Origin of the sequence: Pseudolabrys sp. FHR47 (assembly GCF_005153485.1) — a bacterium.
Lineage (GTDB): Bacteria > Pseudomonadota > Alphaproteobacteria > Rhizobiales > Xanthobacteraceae > Pseudolabrys.
This window is the reverse complement of record NZ_CP039740.1, coordinates 2,001,980-2,018,452: the sequence shown is the minus strand read 5'-3', so window position 1 is coordinate 2,018,452 and position 16,473 is coordinate 2,001,980. Positions and strand designations below refer to the sequence as shown.

The following is a 16,473-nucleotide window of genomic DNA, read 5'->3' as shown; positions in this document are numbered from 1 at the left end:
GGACTATGCGGCTTCGGCTGCCGGAGGCGACGCCGTCATTCGTTTGTTGAACATCCACAGCCCGTAGGCGACGAGCAGCATCAACACGCCGCCGCCGAGCACCGAGACCGGCGTAGCGCCGAGGCGCTCGAACCATTGCGTATAGAAATGGATGGCGCCGAAGGCGGCGGCGATATTGACCAGCCAGCGGCGGTTCACCGTCACGGCCCAGATCGCGGCGCCGATCAGGGCCGCCGCCCAGACGATGCTGAATACCGAAGGCTGGATGACGATGCTCCGCATCATCTCGGCCGGGTTGTGATCCTTGAAACCGCGCAAAAGAAACAGCGGATCTCCCCACAAAGAGCCGACCCAGAAGCCGAAATTGACGAGCAGGATCGAGGTGCGCGCCACTATGACGGCGAGCCGCTCGTAATCGGCCTTGAGCCGCAGCGAGGCCCGATAGGCCACGAGCGCCAGCACCGAGAACAGCACCACCGTCAACGTCGGCTCGAAGATCGCCAGGGAGTATGTGGCGTGGCTGTAGCCGGTGCGCGCGCCGAGTGTCGCCGACAGCGCGATGACGGCAAGCGACGCAAGCAGACTCGATCGTGCGACGATCGACGCCGCCGCGAGCGAAGCCGTAACGATCAGCATCGATGCGACCGAGCCCTCGCCGAGCCCGATAACGCCGCCTGAGAACATCAGCGCGCCGGTCACCAGCAGGATTTGGCCGAATACCGTCCACTGCACGACATTGTTGAGCACGACGGCGCAGCCGGCGGCGAACATGATGAGGCCCATCACGATCACCGTCTCCGCGCTCGGCAACAGCGCGCCAACGCTGGCGGCGATGGAAATGACGCCGAAGGCGATGAGAATGTTGACGGCGAGCGAGCCGGTGTCGTGCGAGGCCAGCGACTTGAGGCGTTCGGCCTCCTCGGCCGTCAGCTTGCCGTCCTCGACGAGCTTTGACAGATCGAGCGTTATTTTCATGGCGTGCCCCCGAGAGAGTCGCGAGCATATCACGAGCAGCGACTACGCCGCCGCATCCCAATACGGCTTCTCACCGCCAAAACGTTCGGCGAGAAAATCGACGAAGGCGCGCACCTTGGGCGACAGATGCCGCGCCGTCGGATAGACGGCGTTCAAGGTCAGGTCCTGCGCAATGTAAGGATCGAGCACACTGACCAAAGTGCCGGCGCGCAAGTCGTCGCCGACGATGAAGGTCGGCAGATGCACGAAGCCATGGCCATGCAGCGCCGCGACGCGCAGCATATCGCCGCTGTTGGCGCTCATGCGGCCCTTCACTTCAATCGGCCACGGTTTGCCGTCCGGATGAATGAAGCGCCACTCGCGCGTGATGTTGATATTGGTGTTGCTGAGGCAATCGTGGCTTTTGAGATCGTCCGGCGTCTGCGGCACGCCGCGGCGTTTGAGATAATCCGGGCTGGCGCACAGCACGCGGCGAATGCCCGCCAGCCGCCGCGCCACCAGGCTTGAATCGGTCAGGCTGCCGATCCGCACCGCGACATCGACGCCCTCGTCGATCAGATCGACAAAGCGATCGGTCAAAGTGACATCGAGTTCGATCTCCGGATAGCGCGCGAGGAAATCGCCGAGCGCGGGGGCGAGATGCAAAAAGCCGAAACTCATCGGCGCATTGACCCGCAGGCGGCCGCGCGGCGCGGCCTGCAACTGGGTGACCGAGGCATTGGCCTCGTCGAGGTCGGCGAGGATGCGGCTCGTCCGGGCAAAGTAGTCGCGGCCGGCTTCGGTGAGCGTCAGCGAGCGCGTGGTGCGGTGGAACAGCCGGGCGCCGAGATCGGCCTCCAGCGCCGCGACATGGCGGCTGACGGCCGATTTGGACGACCGCAGGCGCCGGGCGGCCTCGGAAAAGGACTGTGTTTCCGCGACCTTGGCGAAGGCTTCGAGGGCGGTGAGCCGATCCATAATTGTTCCGATATATGCAACAGTTTTGTTCCTATAACACAGATTGTTGCAAATCAGAAGTCGCCCTAAATAGCCGCCCAAGAGCCGAGGCGATCCAGCCCGGCGGATCGAATTCAACCCGACTTCTGGAGGCGACCAAATGACTACCGCGACCACCACCGCCCGCCCGATCATCCCGGCGCTGGCTCCTCTCACCAATGCGCTTGCCCCGCTCGGCGAGCCTCTCGTCCGCGTCGCGGCCGGCCTGCTGCTGGTGCCGCATGGCGCGCAGAAACTGTTCGGCGCTTTTGGCGGCTACGGCCTGGAAGCCACCGGGCAGTTCTTCGCCACCAAGCTCGGCATGCCCGCCTCCTTCGCGCTGATCGCGGGCCTGATCGAACTCGTCGGCGGCCTCATGCTGGCCGCCGGCTTCCTCACCCGCCCGGTCGCGGCGCTGATCACCGGCTTCATGGTCGTCGCTCTGACCGTGCATCTGCCGGCCGGCTTCTTCTGGACCGATGGCGGCTACGAGTACCCGCTGCTCTGGGCCATCGTCGCCTTCTCGTTCGTGCTGCGCGGCGCCGGCCGCTACTCGGTCGATGCGGCGATCGCGCGCGAGTTCTAAGCGCGGGTTGCGAACATCGAGCTGACAAGAAAGAGCGGATGCGAAAGCGTCCGCTCTTTCTTTTTTGTCATTCCGGGACGCCGCGAAGCGGCGGGCCCGGAATCCATACTCCGCAGCGCCGGGGTTATGGATTCCGGGCTCGCGGGCCAAATGCCCGCGCCCCGGAATGACAGCCATCATACCAGCTTCAACACCTTCGCCGCCGCCTCATACTCGGCAAAGCGCGCGGCGCGGCGCATAATGGCGGCTTCATCGCGGCCCCATTGCGCCATCTGGAAGTCTTCGTCGACATGCGCGGCGGCCCACAGCGCATCGGCATCGAAGGCGCCGGCATTGAGCGCAAGAGCAATGAGCGCAGAGCCGGTGATGTTGGTGACCGATGCCATGGCGCCAAGACGCCACGGATGTGAGGGCAGCGCAGCGCGCGCGGCGGCAATCGCTTCCTTCGGCTGCTCGGCAAAGACGATGCCCTCAACCAGCACGAAGCGTGCGCCGAGTTCATCGTGCGCCCAGTCGAGAATGGGATTCCACAATTCATTCTGCCGCGCGACGAGCGCGGCCGGCTCATCGGCGCGGTAGCAGAGCAGATCGGAGCCGAGATATTTCACAATCTCGTCGGCCACCGCGTCGGGTGCCAGTGCGATGCCATCGACAATGACATTGGCAAGCCGCGTGAGTGGCATGCGCGCCGGATCGATCTCTTTTTCCTGCGCCTGCCACTCTCCCGCCAGCGCCTCGGCCAAGTCCGGCGATGGCGCCAGAAGCGGCCGGCGCGCCGGCGTCATCACCGGCTTGCCGTCAAGCAACAGAGGATAACCCCGGTCAGTGCCCTCGCCGGCCCGCGCCTCCTTGTAGAAGCGCTTGCGCAGCGGCGCTTTGGCGCCCTGCCGCGCCGAAACCATCGGGTCCTTCGGCTGGTTCTCAAAAATGTCGTTGAAAATATCGCGCATCACATTCCATTTGTCGCATACATCAAATGCACTCTTGCATCGCAACAGTCGATGAAATCCACGTTTTCGCGCCGATTTCGCTCGCCCTCTTAGATGGTTATGCCGCGTTGCGAAAGACGGCCCCGTAGCGTCTCCTGCGACCTCTGCGCCATTTCGGGCGGTAGCCTAAAATTATTCCAAGTCATATGATGATCTTCAAGGAGTCGAGCCTGAGCGTAGAAATCAGGCCGATCTCTGGGGGGATTGGCCGCGATAAGCGGCTGTACGCGAAGCGCGGCGCCAGAGTGCCGTCGCGTCACTCGCGGTCGAGGACGAAATGAAGACGACGGACATTTCCGACCCGCAGTACTTCCACAAAGTGGTCGACTGCCAGTATGCCTGCCCGGCGCATACACCCGTTCCCGAATATATCCGGTTGATCGCGCATGGGCGGTATTCCGACGCCTACATGATCAACTGGCAATCGAACGTGTTTCCAGGTGTGCTCGGGCGCACCTGCGACCGTCCCTGCGAACCGGCCTGCCGGCGCGGCCGCGTCGAGGAAGAGCCGGTGGCGATCTGCCGATTGAAGCGCGTCGCCGCCGATTTGAAGGACGACGTCGCGGCCCGCATGCCGCCGAAGCCGCAGAGGAAGAACGGCAAGCGCATCGCGCTGGTCGGCGGCGGCCCGGCATCGCTCACCGTGGCGCGCGATCTCGCTCCGCTCGGCTATGAATGCGTGGTGTTCGACGGCGATCAAAAAGCCGGCGGCATGATCCGCTCGCAGATCCCGAAATTCCGTTTGCCCGATAGCGTCATCGACGAAGAGACCGGTTACATCCTCAATCTCGGCGTCGAATTCCGTGGCGGCACACGGATCGAGTCGATGAAGAAACTGCTGTCGGAAAATTTCGACGCCATCTTTGTCGGCACCGGCGCGCCGCGCGGCCGCGACCTCGACATTCCCGGCCGCAAGGAAGGCGCGGCGAACATCCATATCGGCATCGACTGGCTGTCGTCTGTGTCGTTCGGACACATCAACAAGATCGGCAAGCGCGTCATCGTGCTCGGCGGCGGTAACACCGCGATGGACTGCTGCCGCTCCGCCCGCCGTCTCGGCGGTGACGACGTGCAGGTCGTGGTACGCTCCGGTTTCGAGGAGATGAAGGCCTCGCCGTGGGAGAAGGAAGACGCCCAGCACGAGGGCATTCCGATCCACAATTACCTGGTGCCCAAGGAATTCACCCACGCGAATGGCAAGCTCACCGGCATCACCTTCGAGAAAGTGAAGGCCGAGTTCGATGCGAAAGGCCGACGGAAACTCGTGCCGGCAGGTGAGCCGGACCAGCACTTTCCCTGCGACGACGTGCTGGTGGCCGTCGGCCAGGAGAACGCGTTCCCCTGGATCGAGCGCGACATCGGTATCGAATTCGATCAGTGGAACATGCCGAAGGTCGACTCGACCACCTTCCGCTCGACGCATCCGAAAGTGTTCTTCGGCGGCGACGCCGCCTTCGGGCCCAAGAACATCATCTGGGCGGTGGCGCATGGCCACGAGGCCGCGGTGTCGATCGACAAGATGCTCAACGGTGAGGACATCACTGAGCGCCCCCTGCCCGCGGTCGAGGTCGTTAGCCAGAAGATGGGCATCCATGAATGGTCCTATGACAATGCCATCGAGCCCGACCACCGCTTCAAGGTGCCGCTGCGCGATCTGGGAACGGCGCTGAAGGACATCAAGGCCGAGGTCGAACTCGGCTTCGATGCCAAGCTGGCGCTCAAGGAAGCCGGCCGCTGCCTGAATTGCGACGTGCAGACGGTGTTCTCCGCCAATCTGTGCATCGAATGCGATGCCTGCGTCGATATCTGCCCGATGGACTGCATTACCTTCACGCCGAATGGCGAGGAGAAAGAGCTGCGCCAGCGGCTCATGGTGCCGGCGCTCAATCTCAGCCAGGACCTTTACGTGCAGGACGGGCTCAAGACCGGCCGCGTCATGGTCAAGGACGAGGACGTCTGCCTGCATTGCGGCCTGTGCGCCGAGCGTTGTCCAACCGGCGCCTGGGACATGCAGAAATATTTGCTGGAAATGACCCACGCAGGATCGTCATGCCGACCGCCACGCCGCTCAGCCGCGTAAACGACTTCGTCGTCCGCTTCGCCAACGTTAACGGCTCGGGATCGGCGAGCGCCAACGAGATGTTCGCCCGCGCCATTCTGCGCATGGGCATCCCGGTGGCGCCGCGCAACATCTTCCCGTCGAACATTCAGGGTCTGCCGACCTGGTACGAGGTGCGCGTCACCGAGGACGGCCATCTCGGCGCCCGCGGCGGCACTGATCTCATGGTGGCGATGAACCCGCAGACTTTCGACAAGGATATCGCGAGCATCGAACCCGGCGGTTATCTGCTCTACGACTCCACCAAGCCTTATCCGCCATCGAAATTCCGCGACGATATTACGGTCATCGGTGTGCCGCTGACCGCGATCTGCAATCGCGAATACACCGATCCGCGCCAGCGGCAGCTGTTCAAGAACATCATCTATATCGGCGTCCTGACCGCGTTGCTCGAACTGGACGTCGCAGCGGTCGAGCAGCTCATCGCCGAGCAGTACAAGGGCAAGGACAAGCTGATAGGGCCGAACGTCAAGGCGCTTCATATCGGCCGCGATTACGCCATTCTCAATCTGGCGCATCCGATCGGCCTGCGCCTGCGCAAGACCGACAAGGTCGGCGACAAGATTTTCGTTGAGGGCAACTCCGCTGCCGCGCTGGGCGCGGTCTATGGCGGCGCCACGGTCTGCGCCTGGTATCCGATCACGCCGTCATCTTCGCTGGCCGACGCCTTCACCAAATGGTGCGCCAAGTACCGCGTCGACCCGGAGACCAGACGAGCCAAATACGCCATCGTGCAGGCCGAGGACGAACTCGCCTCCATCGGCATGGTGATCGGCGCCGCCTGGAATGGCGCGCGCTCATTCACCGCCACCTCCGGCCCCGGCATCTCGCTGATGCAGGAATTCATCGGGCTTGCCTATTTCGCCGAAATTCCGGCGGTGATCTTCAACGTGCAGCGCGCCGGCCCGTCGACCGGCATGCCGACCCGCACGCAGCAATGCGACCTCATCTCCTGCGCCTATGCCTCGCACGGCGACACCAAGCACGTGATGATCTTCCCGGAGAACCCGGCGGAAGCCTTCGAGATGGGCGCCATGGCGTTCGATCTCGCCGACCGCCTGCAGACACCAGTCTTCGTCATGCTCGATCTGGAGATCGGCATGAACCATCATTTGTGCCGGCCTTTCCAGTGGGACGACAGCCGCACCTATGACCGCGGCAAGGTGATGACCTACGAGGAACTCGAGGCCGGCAAGGATTTCGGCCGCTATCTCGACGTCGATGGCGACGGCATTCCCTACCGCACCTATCCCGGCACGCATCCGACCAAGGGCTCGTTCTTCACCCGCGGTACCTCGCGCGACCGCTACGCCAAATACACCGAGGAAGGCGGGCCTTACGTCGACAACATGCAGCGTCTGCTGCGCAAGTTCGAAACCGCCAAGGACATCGTGCCGAAGCCGCTGATCGCCAATGCGGCCAAGCCCTCCAAATACGGCGTCATCTATTTCGGCTCGACCGCGCCGGCGATGGACGAGGCGATCCACATGATCGAGGCGCGCGGCCATGGCCTCGACCGCATGCGTCTGCGCGGCTTCCCGTTCCACTCCTCGGTCAACTCCTTCGTCGCCGACCACGACTTTGTCTTCGTCGTCGAACAGAACCGCGATGCGCAGCTGCGCTCGCTGATCGTCAACGAATGCGGCATCGACCCGGTGCGGCTGGTGCCGATCCTGCATTTCGACGGCACGCCGATCACCGCGCGCTACATCGCGAAAGCGATCGGCGACCACCTCGACCAGATGACGATGAAGCCCGCGAAAGTAACGTCATGACCTATCTCGCCAAGCCGAAATTCCATCACCCGGGCCTGCCGAAGAACGAACTCGGCTACACCCACCGCGATTATGAAGGCACGGTATCGACGCTCTGCGCCGGCTGCGGACATGACTCGATCACCGGCGCCATCATCCAGGCTTGTTTCGAGCTGGCCATCGAGCCGCACCGCGTCGCCAAGATTTCCGGCATCGGCTGCTCGTCAAAGACACCGACCTATTTCCTCGGCAATTCGCACGGCTTCAATTCGGTGCACGGCCGCATGCCGTCGGTGCTGACCGGCGCCAATCTCGCCAACCGCGACCTGATCTATCTCGGCGTCTCCGGCGACGGCGACAGCGCTTCCATCGGGCTCGGCCAGTTCGCGCATTGCCTGCGGCGCGGCGTCAACATGACCTATATCGTCGAGAACAATGGCGTCTACGGCCTGACCAAAGGCCAGTTCTCGGCCACCGCCGACCGCGGCTCCAAGTCGAAGCGCGGCGTCATCAACACCGACAATTCCATCGACATGGTGGCCATGGCGCTGCAACTGGGCGCGACCTTCGTTGCCCGCTCCTTCTCCGGCGACAAGCAGCAACTGGTGCCGATCATCAAGGCCGCCATCGCGCACAAGGGCGCGGCCTTCCTCGACGTCATTTCGCCTTGCGTCGCCTTCAACAACCACGCCGGCTCGACCAAGAGCTTCGACTTCGTGCGCGAGCACAACGAGGCGGTGAACCGGCTTGACTTCATTTCCACGCGCATGCCCATCGAGCTTCAGCAGGAACCGGGCACAGTGGAGATCGTCGAGCAGCATGACGGCTCCAAGGTCGCGCTGCGCAAGCTCGACGCCGATTACGAAGTCCACGATCGCGCCGCCGCGCTTGGCTTTTTGCAACACCATGCCGCCAAGGGACAGATCGTTACCGGCCTTTTGTTCGTCGAGAAGGAGTCGGAAGACCTACACGCCCACCTGCACACGGTGGACAAGCCGCTCAATGCGCTGGGCACCAAGGACCTCTGCCCCGGCTCGGCGGCGCTCGACGCCTTCAACGCAAGCATGCGCTGATACGACAACCCTCCTCTGTCATGGCCGGGCTTGTCTCAGGCACCTGATCGGCCTCATGGTGAGGAGCGCTCCACAGGAGCGCGTCTCGAACCATGTGGCCGCCCCATCCTTCGAGACGGCCGCTTCACGGCCTCCTCAGGATGAGGCGGAAGAAGGTCCCCATGCAACACCGCCCCCTCGGCCGCTCCGGCCTCTCCATCGCGCCGCTGATGCTCGGCGGCAATGTGTTCGGCTGGAGCGCCGACGAGACGACCTCGCACAAGCTGCTCGATGCTTTCGTTGACGCCGGCTTCAACGCCATCGACACCGCCGACAGCTATTCGCGCTGGGTGTCGGGGCACACCGGCGGCGAGTCCGAAACCATCATCGGCCACTGGCTGAAAAAATCCGGCAAGCGCGGCAAAGTCGTCGTCGCGACCAAGGTCGGCAACGACATGGGCCAGGGCCGTTGCCTCAAGAAGGACTACATCCTGAAGTCGGCCGATGAATCGCTGAAACGCCTGCAGATCGAGACCATCGACCTCTACCAGAGCCATTTCGACGACGAGGTGACGCCGGTCGAGGAAACGCTCGAGGCCTACGCCACGCTCATCAAGGCCGGCAAGGTGCGAGCCATTGGCGCGTCAAACCTGTCCCCGGCGCGGCTCAAGGCTTCACTCGACGCCAGCGGCAAGCACGGCCTGCCGCGTTATGAGACGCTACAGCCGCTCTACAATCTTCACGACCGCGCCGGCTACGAACGGGACTACGCGCCGATCGCGGCGACCGAGCAGCTCGGTGTCATCCCCTATTACGGTCTGGCGGCCGGCTTTCTCACCGGCAAATACAAGAACAAGGAAGAAGCCGCGAAAAGCCCGACGCGCGGCGGCAAGGTGAAGAACTATTTCGACGCCCGGGGCGTCGCCATCCTCGAGGCGCTTGCTGACGTTGCCAAGGCGAAATCCGCGACGTCGGCGCAGGTCGCCCTCGCGTGGCTCATGGCGCAACCCACCATCACGGCGCCGATCGCTTCCGCCACCACGCTCGATCAGCTTCACGACATTCTCCGCGCGGCGAAACTTATGCTGTCGAAGGAGGATATGACGACGCTGGACAAGGCGAGCGCCTATTGACGCGGTCATTCCGGGACGCGCGTGTGACGCGCGGACCCAGAATCCATATTCACGAACCGGGGTTATGGATTCCGGGCTCGCGACCTACGGCCGCGCCCCGGAATGACAGAGGTTATTTCTTCAACCACGGCTTCTCGTCAGCCGCCTTCTGCACGGCCGCGACGAATTCCGGCGCCGGGCCTTCGCTCATGTCGAAGGTGAGTGGATTACCCGTCTCCAGCAGGCTCTTGAGTCCGCTGATGATCTTCGGCCAACCTTCTTCGCCGCCGATCATGATCTCGCGCGGCACGTCCCAGTCGTGCGACTCTGTCATGGTCAGCCGTGTCACCGCGCCGGCGGGCTCGATGTCATAGGTAACGAGCGTAGTCGGCAATTCCGAGAATGGCGGCATGTTCTGGATGTCCCAGCTCACGCACAACCGGCGCGGCGGCGACCAATCCACGACCTCGCCGGTGATATGCTCACGGCCGTCCGGCCACAACAGGCGGAAGCGGCCGCCCGTGCGTGGTTCGACCTCGGCCGACAGGCCAAAGAAATACCGCGTGGTGAACGATGGATCGACCAGTGCCTGCCAGACCTTCTCCGGCGTTGCGGCGATGTAGGTGCGATAGACGCTCTTGGGTTTGAAGGAGGTCGGATCGAGCATGGTCTGTGGCCGGTTCATAGCAGTCCCCTCCCGGTCTCGATAAAACTCTTCAACGATGACAGAACCACCGGCCAGCCTTCAGTGATGCCGCGCTCCATCTCGCCGTCCGGCTCGAGATCGGTATGACTGACGGTCAGACGCACCATGTCGTCCTTGTGCGCCTCGATGTCGAACGCAACCCGCGACACCTTGCCGGACTGATCGGCCTCGCCGGGAAATGCCCATGTTATGACGAGACGACGTGGTGCATCGCTTTCGAGAACTGTACCGATGAGGTCAATCTTCTTCGACGCGTCGATGCGCCGATGCTCCCAGGCACTGCCCACGGTCCAGTCGGACACATTGCTGTGGCCCCAATAACGGCCACTCAGTTCCGGGTCGGTGATTGCGCGCCACACCTCGGCCGGCGTGGCACGGATATAGGTGACGTAGACATGCGACGCCTTACTCATCACGCGCCTCCAACGCTTTCTTCAACTGGCTCAACGCGTCGAGGCGCGAGCGCTCGAATTTCCCGATCCAGCGTTCGGCGATCTCGTGGATCGGCACTGGGTTGAGATAGTGCAGCTTCTCGCGGCCACGCTTGATGGCCGCGATCAGGTTCGCCTCCTCCAGGAGGGCGAGATGCTTGCTCACCGCCTGCCGCGTCATGCCCGGCAGACCGGCACAAAGCTGGTTGAGGGTCTGGCCGTTGTCGGCGCGCAGCCGGTCGAGCAGCCGTCTGCGGCTCTCATCGGCAAGGGCTTTGAACACCAGATCCATGAATACAATATGCAACCATTTGGTTGCCTGTCAAGTCCGACGGCCTGTTCCGAAAGCGGAACTTGGCGACACGCCTGCGCGTTAACGCGGAACTTCCACGCAGGATGGGACCACATGGCGAAGCGGAAATCGCCGGCGGCGAAGAATGGCCGCGGCATCACCGATGAAGAAGTGCGCGACGTCGAGGAATTATCGGCGCCGCGCGTGCCGGTGATCTATGAGATCGTGCGCCGCCTTGGCGAAGAGGAAATGGAGCGCCCCGCCACCTCCCTGTGGTGGTCGGGCATCGCGGCCGGGCTTTCGATCAGCTTCTCGGTGCTCGCAGAAGCGATCCTCATCACCCACCTGCCCGATGCCGAATGGCGCCCCCTGATCGCCGACCTCGGCTACAGCGTTGGCTTCCTCATGGTGATCCTGGCGCGCCAGCAATTGTTCACCGAAAGCACCATCACTGCCGTGCTGCCGGTGCTCAAGAACCTGTCGCCGACAACGATCTGGCAGATGGGGCGGCTGTGGGGAATCGTGCTCGCCGCAAATCTCGCGGGCACATTGTTTGCCGCATTGTTCTGCGCTTTCACGCCGGTGCTGAGTCCGGAGCTCTACGAAGGCATGATCGAGGTGAGCCGATCGCTGCTCAAGCTCGACGTACCGCAGATGTTCTTCGCCGGCATTGCGTCCGGCTTTCTCATCGCCGCCATGGTGTGGATGATCCCGAGCGCCGAGAGCGCCAAGTTCATCGTCGTCACCCTGATGACCTATCTGATCGCGGCGGGTGGGTTCACCCATATCGTTGCCGGCTCGCTCGAAGCCTATCTGCTCGTCATCAACGGAGACTGGGCGTGGTGGGAGGCGATCGTGAAATTCGCCCTGCCCGTGCTCGCCGGCAACATGGTCGGCGGCACTTGCCTGTTCGCGGTGCTTTCATACGCGCAGGTCAAGGATGAGATCTAAGCGTCACTGATTAACGCAACTGCCGAGATAAGCCGCCGGGTTGCCCGCCTCCGCGCCGTAAACGCCGAGTTGATGGGCGCAGCGCGCGGCGCGGTCCTGCCCGGTCTCGGTGCCGTTCGGCCCGGAGGGCGACAAAGTCGGCAAGTTCGGCAGCACGCGACCGGTTTGCGGCACCACGATCGCCGGCGGAACGCGGTCGCGGGGCGCGGGCGGCAAAACGTGAGACGGCGGCGGCACGGTCTCCGCGCTGCGCGGCGACTGGTACTTCGGCGGCAGCCACGGCTCGGGCTTCATGATCGTATAGGGATCGTTCTGCGCAGCCGCAGGCGCAGCGGTAATTACCGCCAACGCGACAAGAACCATGCAGAACCCGCGTTTCATCATCTTTAGATGGGGACGCAGGGCATCTTCGCCTAGAGCCTTTCCGGCTTTGATAGAATCAAAACCGGGGCTCTAGCTTCTTGTTTTGACGAGTTTTCTTCACGCGATCCGATTTCCACTTCGCTCGAAAACGCTTTAGTCCTCGTCCGGCGCATCGACGATCGGATCGAAGCGCTCGGCGTCGAGCCCAAGCAGATTCCACGATTGCTGCATATGCGGCGGCAGCGGCGCCGACACGTCGATGGTGCCGCCGCGCGGGTGCGGCACGACGATGCGGCGCGCGAGAAGATGCAGCTTGTTCTGGATACCGCCGGGCAGCTCCCAGTTTTCGATATTGAAGTATTTCGGATCGCCGACGATTGGATTGCCGATATGCGCCATATGGGCGCGAAGCTGGTGCGTGCGGCCGGTGACCGGCTTGAGCGACACCCAGGCCAGCTTCTGCGCCGAGGTCTCGACCACGGCGTAATAGGTCACCGCGTGCACGGCGTCTCTCTCGCCATGCTGCGCAACGCGCATGAATGAGTCTTCTTCCATCTCCTGCTTGGCGAGATAGGTCGAGATACGACCCTGACGCGGCTTCGGCACGCCCGCGACCAGCGCCCAGTAGATCTTTCGCGCCGAGCGGGTGCGGAAGGTCTTGGCGAGCGCGGCGGCGGCAAAGCGCGTCTTGGCGATCAGCAGGCAGCCCGCCGTATCCTTGTCGAGGCGATGCACCAGACGCGGCTTTTGCGCGTCTTTCCCCGGACCGCGCAGCGCTTCCAGTAGGCCATCGACATGGCGCGTCGTGCCGGAGCCACCCTGCACGGCCAGCCCCATCGGCTTGTTGAGCACGAGCACATCGTCGTCCTCGGCCAAGGTAATCGAATGCAGATATTCGCGATCCTTAAGCACTTGCGGCGAATCCTCGCGCAGGCGCGGCGCCGCGAGTTGCAGCGGCGGAATGCGGACCTGCTGGCCGGCCTCGAGCCGGGACTTCGGCTCGGTGCGCTTGCCGTCCACCCGCACCTCGCCCTTGCGAACGATGCGCTGGATGTGACTGAAGGACAGGCCCGGAAACCGGGCCTCGAAGAAACGATCGACGCGCATGCCGTTCTCGTCCGGCGTTACCGTGACGGTCTGGACCTTGGTGGCAGCGGCGAGCTCGGGGCTTATACCCTCCCCCGGCGAGCGCTCGCGAGCAGTGGGGAGGGTCGGCCGCGCAGCGGCCGGGGTGGGGGCATCTTGATTGAAGCGCCCCCCACCAAAGCCGACGCTATGCGTCGGCAAGTCTTTTGAGAAAGACGGCGGCCGCGGGCCGCCTTTCGCCCCTCCCCGCCGCTTCGCTACGCTACGCGGAGGGAGGGGGGCAGACGAGCGCTCAACGCTAGACTTTCCACGCGGACGATCTCCGGCCGCGCGCGGCTTGTCATCGCGGCGTTCACCACCGAACTTGCCGGCCGACCTGCTCGCAGATTTCCCGGCGGTTCTGCCGCCAGACTTGCGCTCGCTGCGTTCGTCCTCGAAGCGCGACTTGCCGCCGCGCCCGCCGAAGCGATCCTTGCGACCACCCCGCCCCTCGACCGGCCGGCCGCCTTTGCGTGGACCTGCCGTCTGCTTGCCGCCGCCCGGCTGACGCGGACCTTTTCTGCCACCGCCACGTTTCATGCGACACCATTGGTTAGACGCGCCAGCGCGTCATCGAGACCGTGAAGACCGTCGAGATTGATATCGAACAGGTCGGTGAGCGCGTCGCGCAATTCGTTTGCGCCGAGCGCGCGTTTGTCGCTGCCGCCATCCATGTGATGCACGGTCAGCATGTTGTTCGCCAGCGCATAGCGCTTGCCCGGCAGAGCCCGCGCGCCCATCAACTGCTTCGTAAAGATCGACTGCGGATGGGTCGAAACGAACCAGTTGCTTTGCACATGATCCTCGTAGATCTGCTCCGACAAATCGAAGCGCAGCAGCCTGAGCCATTCGCCGCGCGGATTGAACTCGACGATGTAGTCCTCGCCCTCGCGCACGATCCGGTACGGTTCGTGCGGCGTCTGCTGCGGCGAGGAATCGTCGAGCAGCAGTGGCGCGGTCAGCACGTTGCCGCCGAAACCGACATCGGAAACGTAACGCGTGCCGTCAATATCGACGACCAGCAGCAAATGCGAGCGCTGCGTGCGCACGCCCTCGGGACGATTCCAAACGACGCGCGCGGTGTGCTCGTTGAACTTGTAACCCAGGGCCCGCAGCACATGGGAGAACAGCAGATTCTGTTCGAAGCAGTAGCCGCCGCGCCCGGCATGAACCAGCTTGTTCTCGAGCGAGGCCCGGTCGATCGGCACCGGGCGGCCGAGCAGCGGATCGAGGTTCTCGAAGGCGATGGCCGCCGGATGCAGGCGGTGTAGTTCGCGCAGGGTCTCCAGCGTCGGCACGCGCGGGCCGTCATAGCCGATGCGGGCCATGTAGGCATCGAGATCGATCGTATCGCTCATCATCTCCTCACGGACAGCGTCTGAGCTCGGCGCGAAGCGCGCGATCCCAGGTCACCGATAACTTGCCGCCATGGGGCCGCAGCGCCACCGGAATGGAGCGCTCGCCGGCCATATCCCAGCACAAGGCCTGGATATGGACGGTATCGCCGGTCTTGTACATGCGACCGACGCGGCAGGAATCGCCCTTCCAGCGCACGGCGTAGTTGCTCACCGTCAGCGGTGCATCGGCCGAGAAGAACGCGGCGTTGCACGAGGCCTCGTCGCCCCAGCGGCCGGCGATGGCATCGGCCGCAGCGGCCGGCGCCGCTGCAATCACTAGCGACGCCGTTAGAAGCCCCCGAAACGCGATCATTCCCCGCCCTTCTCCCGGCGCAGTCTGGCCCAGTAGTCCAGCCGCTTCCTGATCTCACGCTCGAATCCGCGCTCCGGCGGGTTGTAGAACTGCTGGCGGGGCAGCGCATCGGGAAAATAGTTCTGGCCCGAGAAGGCGTCCTCCGCGTCGTGGTCGTAGGCGTAGCCGCGGCCGTAACCTTCCTCTTTCATCAGATTGGTCGGCGCATTGAGGATGTGCTTGGGCGGCACCAGGGAGCCCGCCGTCTTCGCAACCTGCCGTGCCGCGCCATAGGCCTTGTAGCCGGCATTCGATTTCGGCGCCGTGGCGCAATAGATCACGGCCTGCGCGATAGCGAGTTCGCCTTCCGGCGAGCCGAGAAAGTCGAAAGCGTCCTTGGCGGCGTTGGCGATGACGAGCGCCTGCGGATCGGCCAGGCCGATATCCTCGATCGCCATGCGCACGACGCGGCGCGCGATATAGAGCGGCGGCTCGCCGGCATCGAACATGCGCGCGAGATAATAGAGAGCTGCATCTGGATCGGAGCCGCGCACCGACTTATGCAGCGCCGATATGAGATTGTAATGGCCGTCCTGCGACTTGTCGTAGATCGGCGCGCGGCGCTGCACGATCTCCTGCAGCTTGACGCTGTCGAAGATTTCATCCGGCCGCGCGGCGCGCCAGACTTCCTCCGCCAAGGTCAGCGAAGCGCGACCGTCGCCGTCCGCCATACCGGCCAGCATCAGCCGCGCGTTTTCGTCGAGGGGGAGCGGCCTGCCTTCGATGTGTTCGGCGCGTTCGAGGAGTTGCTCGACGTCGTCGGGGCCGAGCGATTTGAACACCAGCACCCGCGCGCGCGACAGAAGCGCGGCGTTGAGCTCGAAAGACGGATTCTCCGTGGTGGCGCCGACCAGCACGATGGTGCCGTCTTCCATCACCGGCAAGAACGAGTCCTGCTGGGCGCGGTTGAAACGATGCACCTCGTCGACGAAGAGCAGCGTGCCCTGCCCCAGTTCGCGGCGGCGGCGCGCTTCCTCGAACACCTTCTTGAGGTCGGCGACGCCGGTGAAGATCGCCGAAATCTGCTCGAAATGCAGGTCGGTCGCCTGCGCCAGCAGCCGCGCCACCGTGGTCTTGCCGGTGCCGGGCGGGCCCCAGAAAATCATCGAGCCAAGCGAGCGCGTTCCCAGCATGCGCGTGAGCACGCCATCCGGGCCGAGCAGATGGTCCTGCCCCACGACCTCGTCGAGCTTTTGCGGGCGCAAGCGGTCGGCCAGCGGCCGCGGCGCATCGCGCTCGAGGCCGGCGGCGGCAAACAGAGACGGCCCGCTTTGCTTGCCGCGCGCGACCATCG

The 16,473-nt window shown here is 63.9% G+C and carries 17 protein-coding genes; 6 read left to right on the top strand and 11 right to left on the bottom strand.

Annotation, left to right across the window (positions count from 1 at the left end):
* Positions 1-3: 3 nt before the first annotated feature.
* Both E8Q40_RS09910 and E8Q40_RS09905 read right to left on the bottom strand, forming a co-directional pair.
* Positions 4-975, bottom strand: a complete 972-nt coding sequence (locus tag E8Q40_RS09910; protein WP_137044232.1) for a hypothetical protein — start codon at positions 973-975, stop codon at positions 4-6.
* A 42-nt stretch (positions 976-1,017) separates the two neighbouring features.
* Positions 1,018-1,932, bottom strand: a complete 915-nt coding sequence (locus tag E8Q40_RS09905) for a LysR family transcriptional regulator (protein WP_137044230.1) — start codon at positions 1,930-1,932, stop codon at positions 1,018-1,020.
* A gap of 139 nt (positions 1,933-2,071) precedes the next feature.
* Between E8Q40_RS09905 and E8Q40_RS09900 the strand changes: the two genes are divergently transcribed.
* A complete protein-coding gene (locus tag E8Q40_RS09900) occupies positions 2,072-2,536 on the top strand; it encodes a DoxX family protein (RefSeq protein ID WP_137044228.1) in 465 nt (154 codons plus the stop codon).
* Positions 2,537-2,712: 176 nt separating this feature from the next.
* Here E8Q40_RS09900 and E8Q40_RS09895 read toward each other — a convergent pair whose 3' ends face one another.
* Entirely contained in the window at positions 2,713-3,486 is a 774-nt protein-coding gene (locus tag E8Q40_RS09895; protein ID WP_137044227.1) for an ATP12 family chaperone protein, read from the bottom strand.
* A gap of 316 nt (positions 3,487-3,802) precedes the next feature.
* Between E8Q40_RS09895 and E8Q40_RS09890 the strand changes: the two genes are divergently transcribed.
* From E8Q40_RS09890 to E8Q40_RS09875, 4 genes are all read left to right on the top strand, one after another.
* The gene (locus tag E8Q40_RS09890; RefSeq protein WP_137044225.1) at positions 3,803-5,605 is read left to right on the top strand and encodes an FAD-dependent oxidoreductase; all 1,803 of its coding nucleotides are present in this window, start codon (positions 3,803-3,805) and stop codon (positions 5,603-5,605) included.
* The gene (locus E8Q40_RS09885; RefSeq protein ID WP_168197792.1) at positions 5,575-7,419 is read left to right on the top strand and encodes a 2-oxoacid:acceptor oxidoreductase subunit alpha; all 1,845 of its coding nucleotides are present in this window, start codon (positions 5,575-5,577) and stop codon (positions 7,417-7,419) included. The genes E8Q40_RS09890 and E8Q40_RS09885 overlap by 31 nt, the downstream gene beginning before the upstream one ends.
* Complete coding sequence (locus tag E8Q40_RS09880) at positions 7,416-8,471, top strand: 2-oxoacid:ferredoxin oxidoreductase subunit beta (RefSeq protein WP_137044221.1); 1,056 nt, start codon at positions 7,416-7,418, stop codon at positions 8,469-8,471. The genes E8Q40_RS09885 and E8Q40_RS09880 overlap by 4 nt, the downstream gene beginning before the upstream one ends.
* Positions 8,472-8,632: 161 nt before the next feature.
* Complete coding sequence (locus tag E8Q40_RS09875) at positions 8,633-9,583, top strand: aldo/keto reductase (RefSeq protein ID WP_137044220.1); 951 nt, start codon at positions 8,633-8,635, stop codon at positions 9,581-9,583.
* Positions 9,584-9,695: 112 nt separating this feature from the next.
* Here E8Q40_RS09875 and E8Q40_RS09870 read toward each other — a convergent pair whose 3' ends face one another.
* The 3 genes from E8Q40_RS09870 to E8Q40_RS09860 are packed head-to-tail and all read right to left on the bottom strand — an operon-like array spanning position 9,696 to position 10,991.
* On the bottom strand, positions 9,696-10,247 hold the full coding sequence (locus tag E8Q40_RS09870; RefSeq protein ID WP_137044218.1) for an SRPBCC domain-containing protein: 552 nt from the start codon (positions 10,245-10,247) through the stop codon (positions 9,696-9,698).
* Positions 10,244-10,681 carry an SRPBCC family protein gene (locus tag E8Q40_RS09865; protein ID WP_137044216.1) on the bottom strand — a complete coding sequence of 146 codons (438 nt, stop codon included), beginning with the start codon at positions 10,679-10,681 and terminating at the stop codon, positions 10,244-10,246. The genes E8Q40_RS09870 and E8Q40_RS09865 overlap by 4 nt, the downstream gene beginning before the upstream one ends.
* Positions 10,674-10,991 (bottom strand): helix-turn-helix transcriptional regulator, encoded by a 318-nt coding sequence (locus tag E8Q40_RS09860; RefSeq protein ID WP_137044214.1) that lies wholly within the window; start codon positions 10,989-10,991, stop codon positions 10,674-10,676. Before E8Q40_RS09860 ends, E8Q40_RS09865 begins: the two co-directional genes overlap by 8 nt.
* A 114-nt stretch (positions 10,992-11,105) precedes the next feature.
* Here E8Q40_RS09860 and E8Q40_RS09855 point away from each other — a divergent pair, with 114 nt between their 5' ends.
* Positions 11,106-11,942, top strand: coding sequence for a formate/nitrite transporter family protein (locus tag E8Q40_RS09855; RefSeq protein ID WP_137044212.1), 837 nt, complete (start codon positions 11,106-11,108; stop codon positions 11,940-11,942).
* A gap of 3 nt (positions 11,943-11,945) precedes the next feature.
* Here the strand turns inward: E8Q40_RS09855 and E8Q40_RS09850 are convergent, their stop codons facing one another.
* From E8Q40_RS09850 to E8Q40_RS09830, 5 genes are all read right to left on the bottom strand, one after another.
* A complete protein-coding gene (locus E8Q40_RS09850) occupies positions 11,946-12,305 on the bottom strand; it encodes a hypothetical protein (RefSeq protein ID WP_137044211.1) in 360 nt (119 codons plus the stop codon).
* 153 nt (positions 12,306-12,458) lie between these two features.
* Positions 12,459-13,970, bottom strand: coding sequence for an RluA family pseudouridine synthase (locus E8Q40_RS09845; RefSeq protein ID WP_137044209.1), 1,512 nt, complete (start codon positions 13,968-13,970; stop codon positions 12,459-12,461).
* A complete protein-coding gene (locus E8Q40_RS09840) occupies positions 13,967-14,788 on the bottom strand; it encodes an arylamine N-acetyltransferase (RefSeq protein ID WP_205995755.1) in 822 nt (273 codons plus the stop codon). The genes E8Q40_RS09845 and E8Q40_RS09840 overlap by 4 nt, the downstream gene beginning before the upstream one ends.
* Positions 14,789-14,795: 7 nt before the next feature.
* A complete protein-coding gene (locus E8Q40_RS09835; protein ID WP_137044206.1) occupies positions 14,796-15,140 on the bottom strand; it encodes a hypothetical protein in 345 nt (114 codons plus the stop codon).
* A complete protein-coding gene (locus tag E8Q40_RS09830; RefSeq protein ID WP_137044204.1) occupies positions 15,137-16,471 on the bottom strand; it encodes a replication-associated recombination protein A in 1,335 nt (444 codons plus the stop codon). Before E8Q40_RS09830 ends, E8Q40_RS09835 begins: the two co-directional genes overlap by 4 nt.
* Positions 16,472-16,473: the final 2 nt, after the last annotated feature.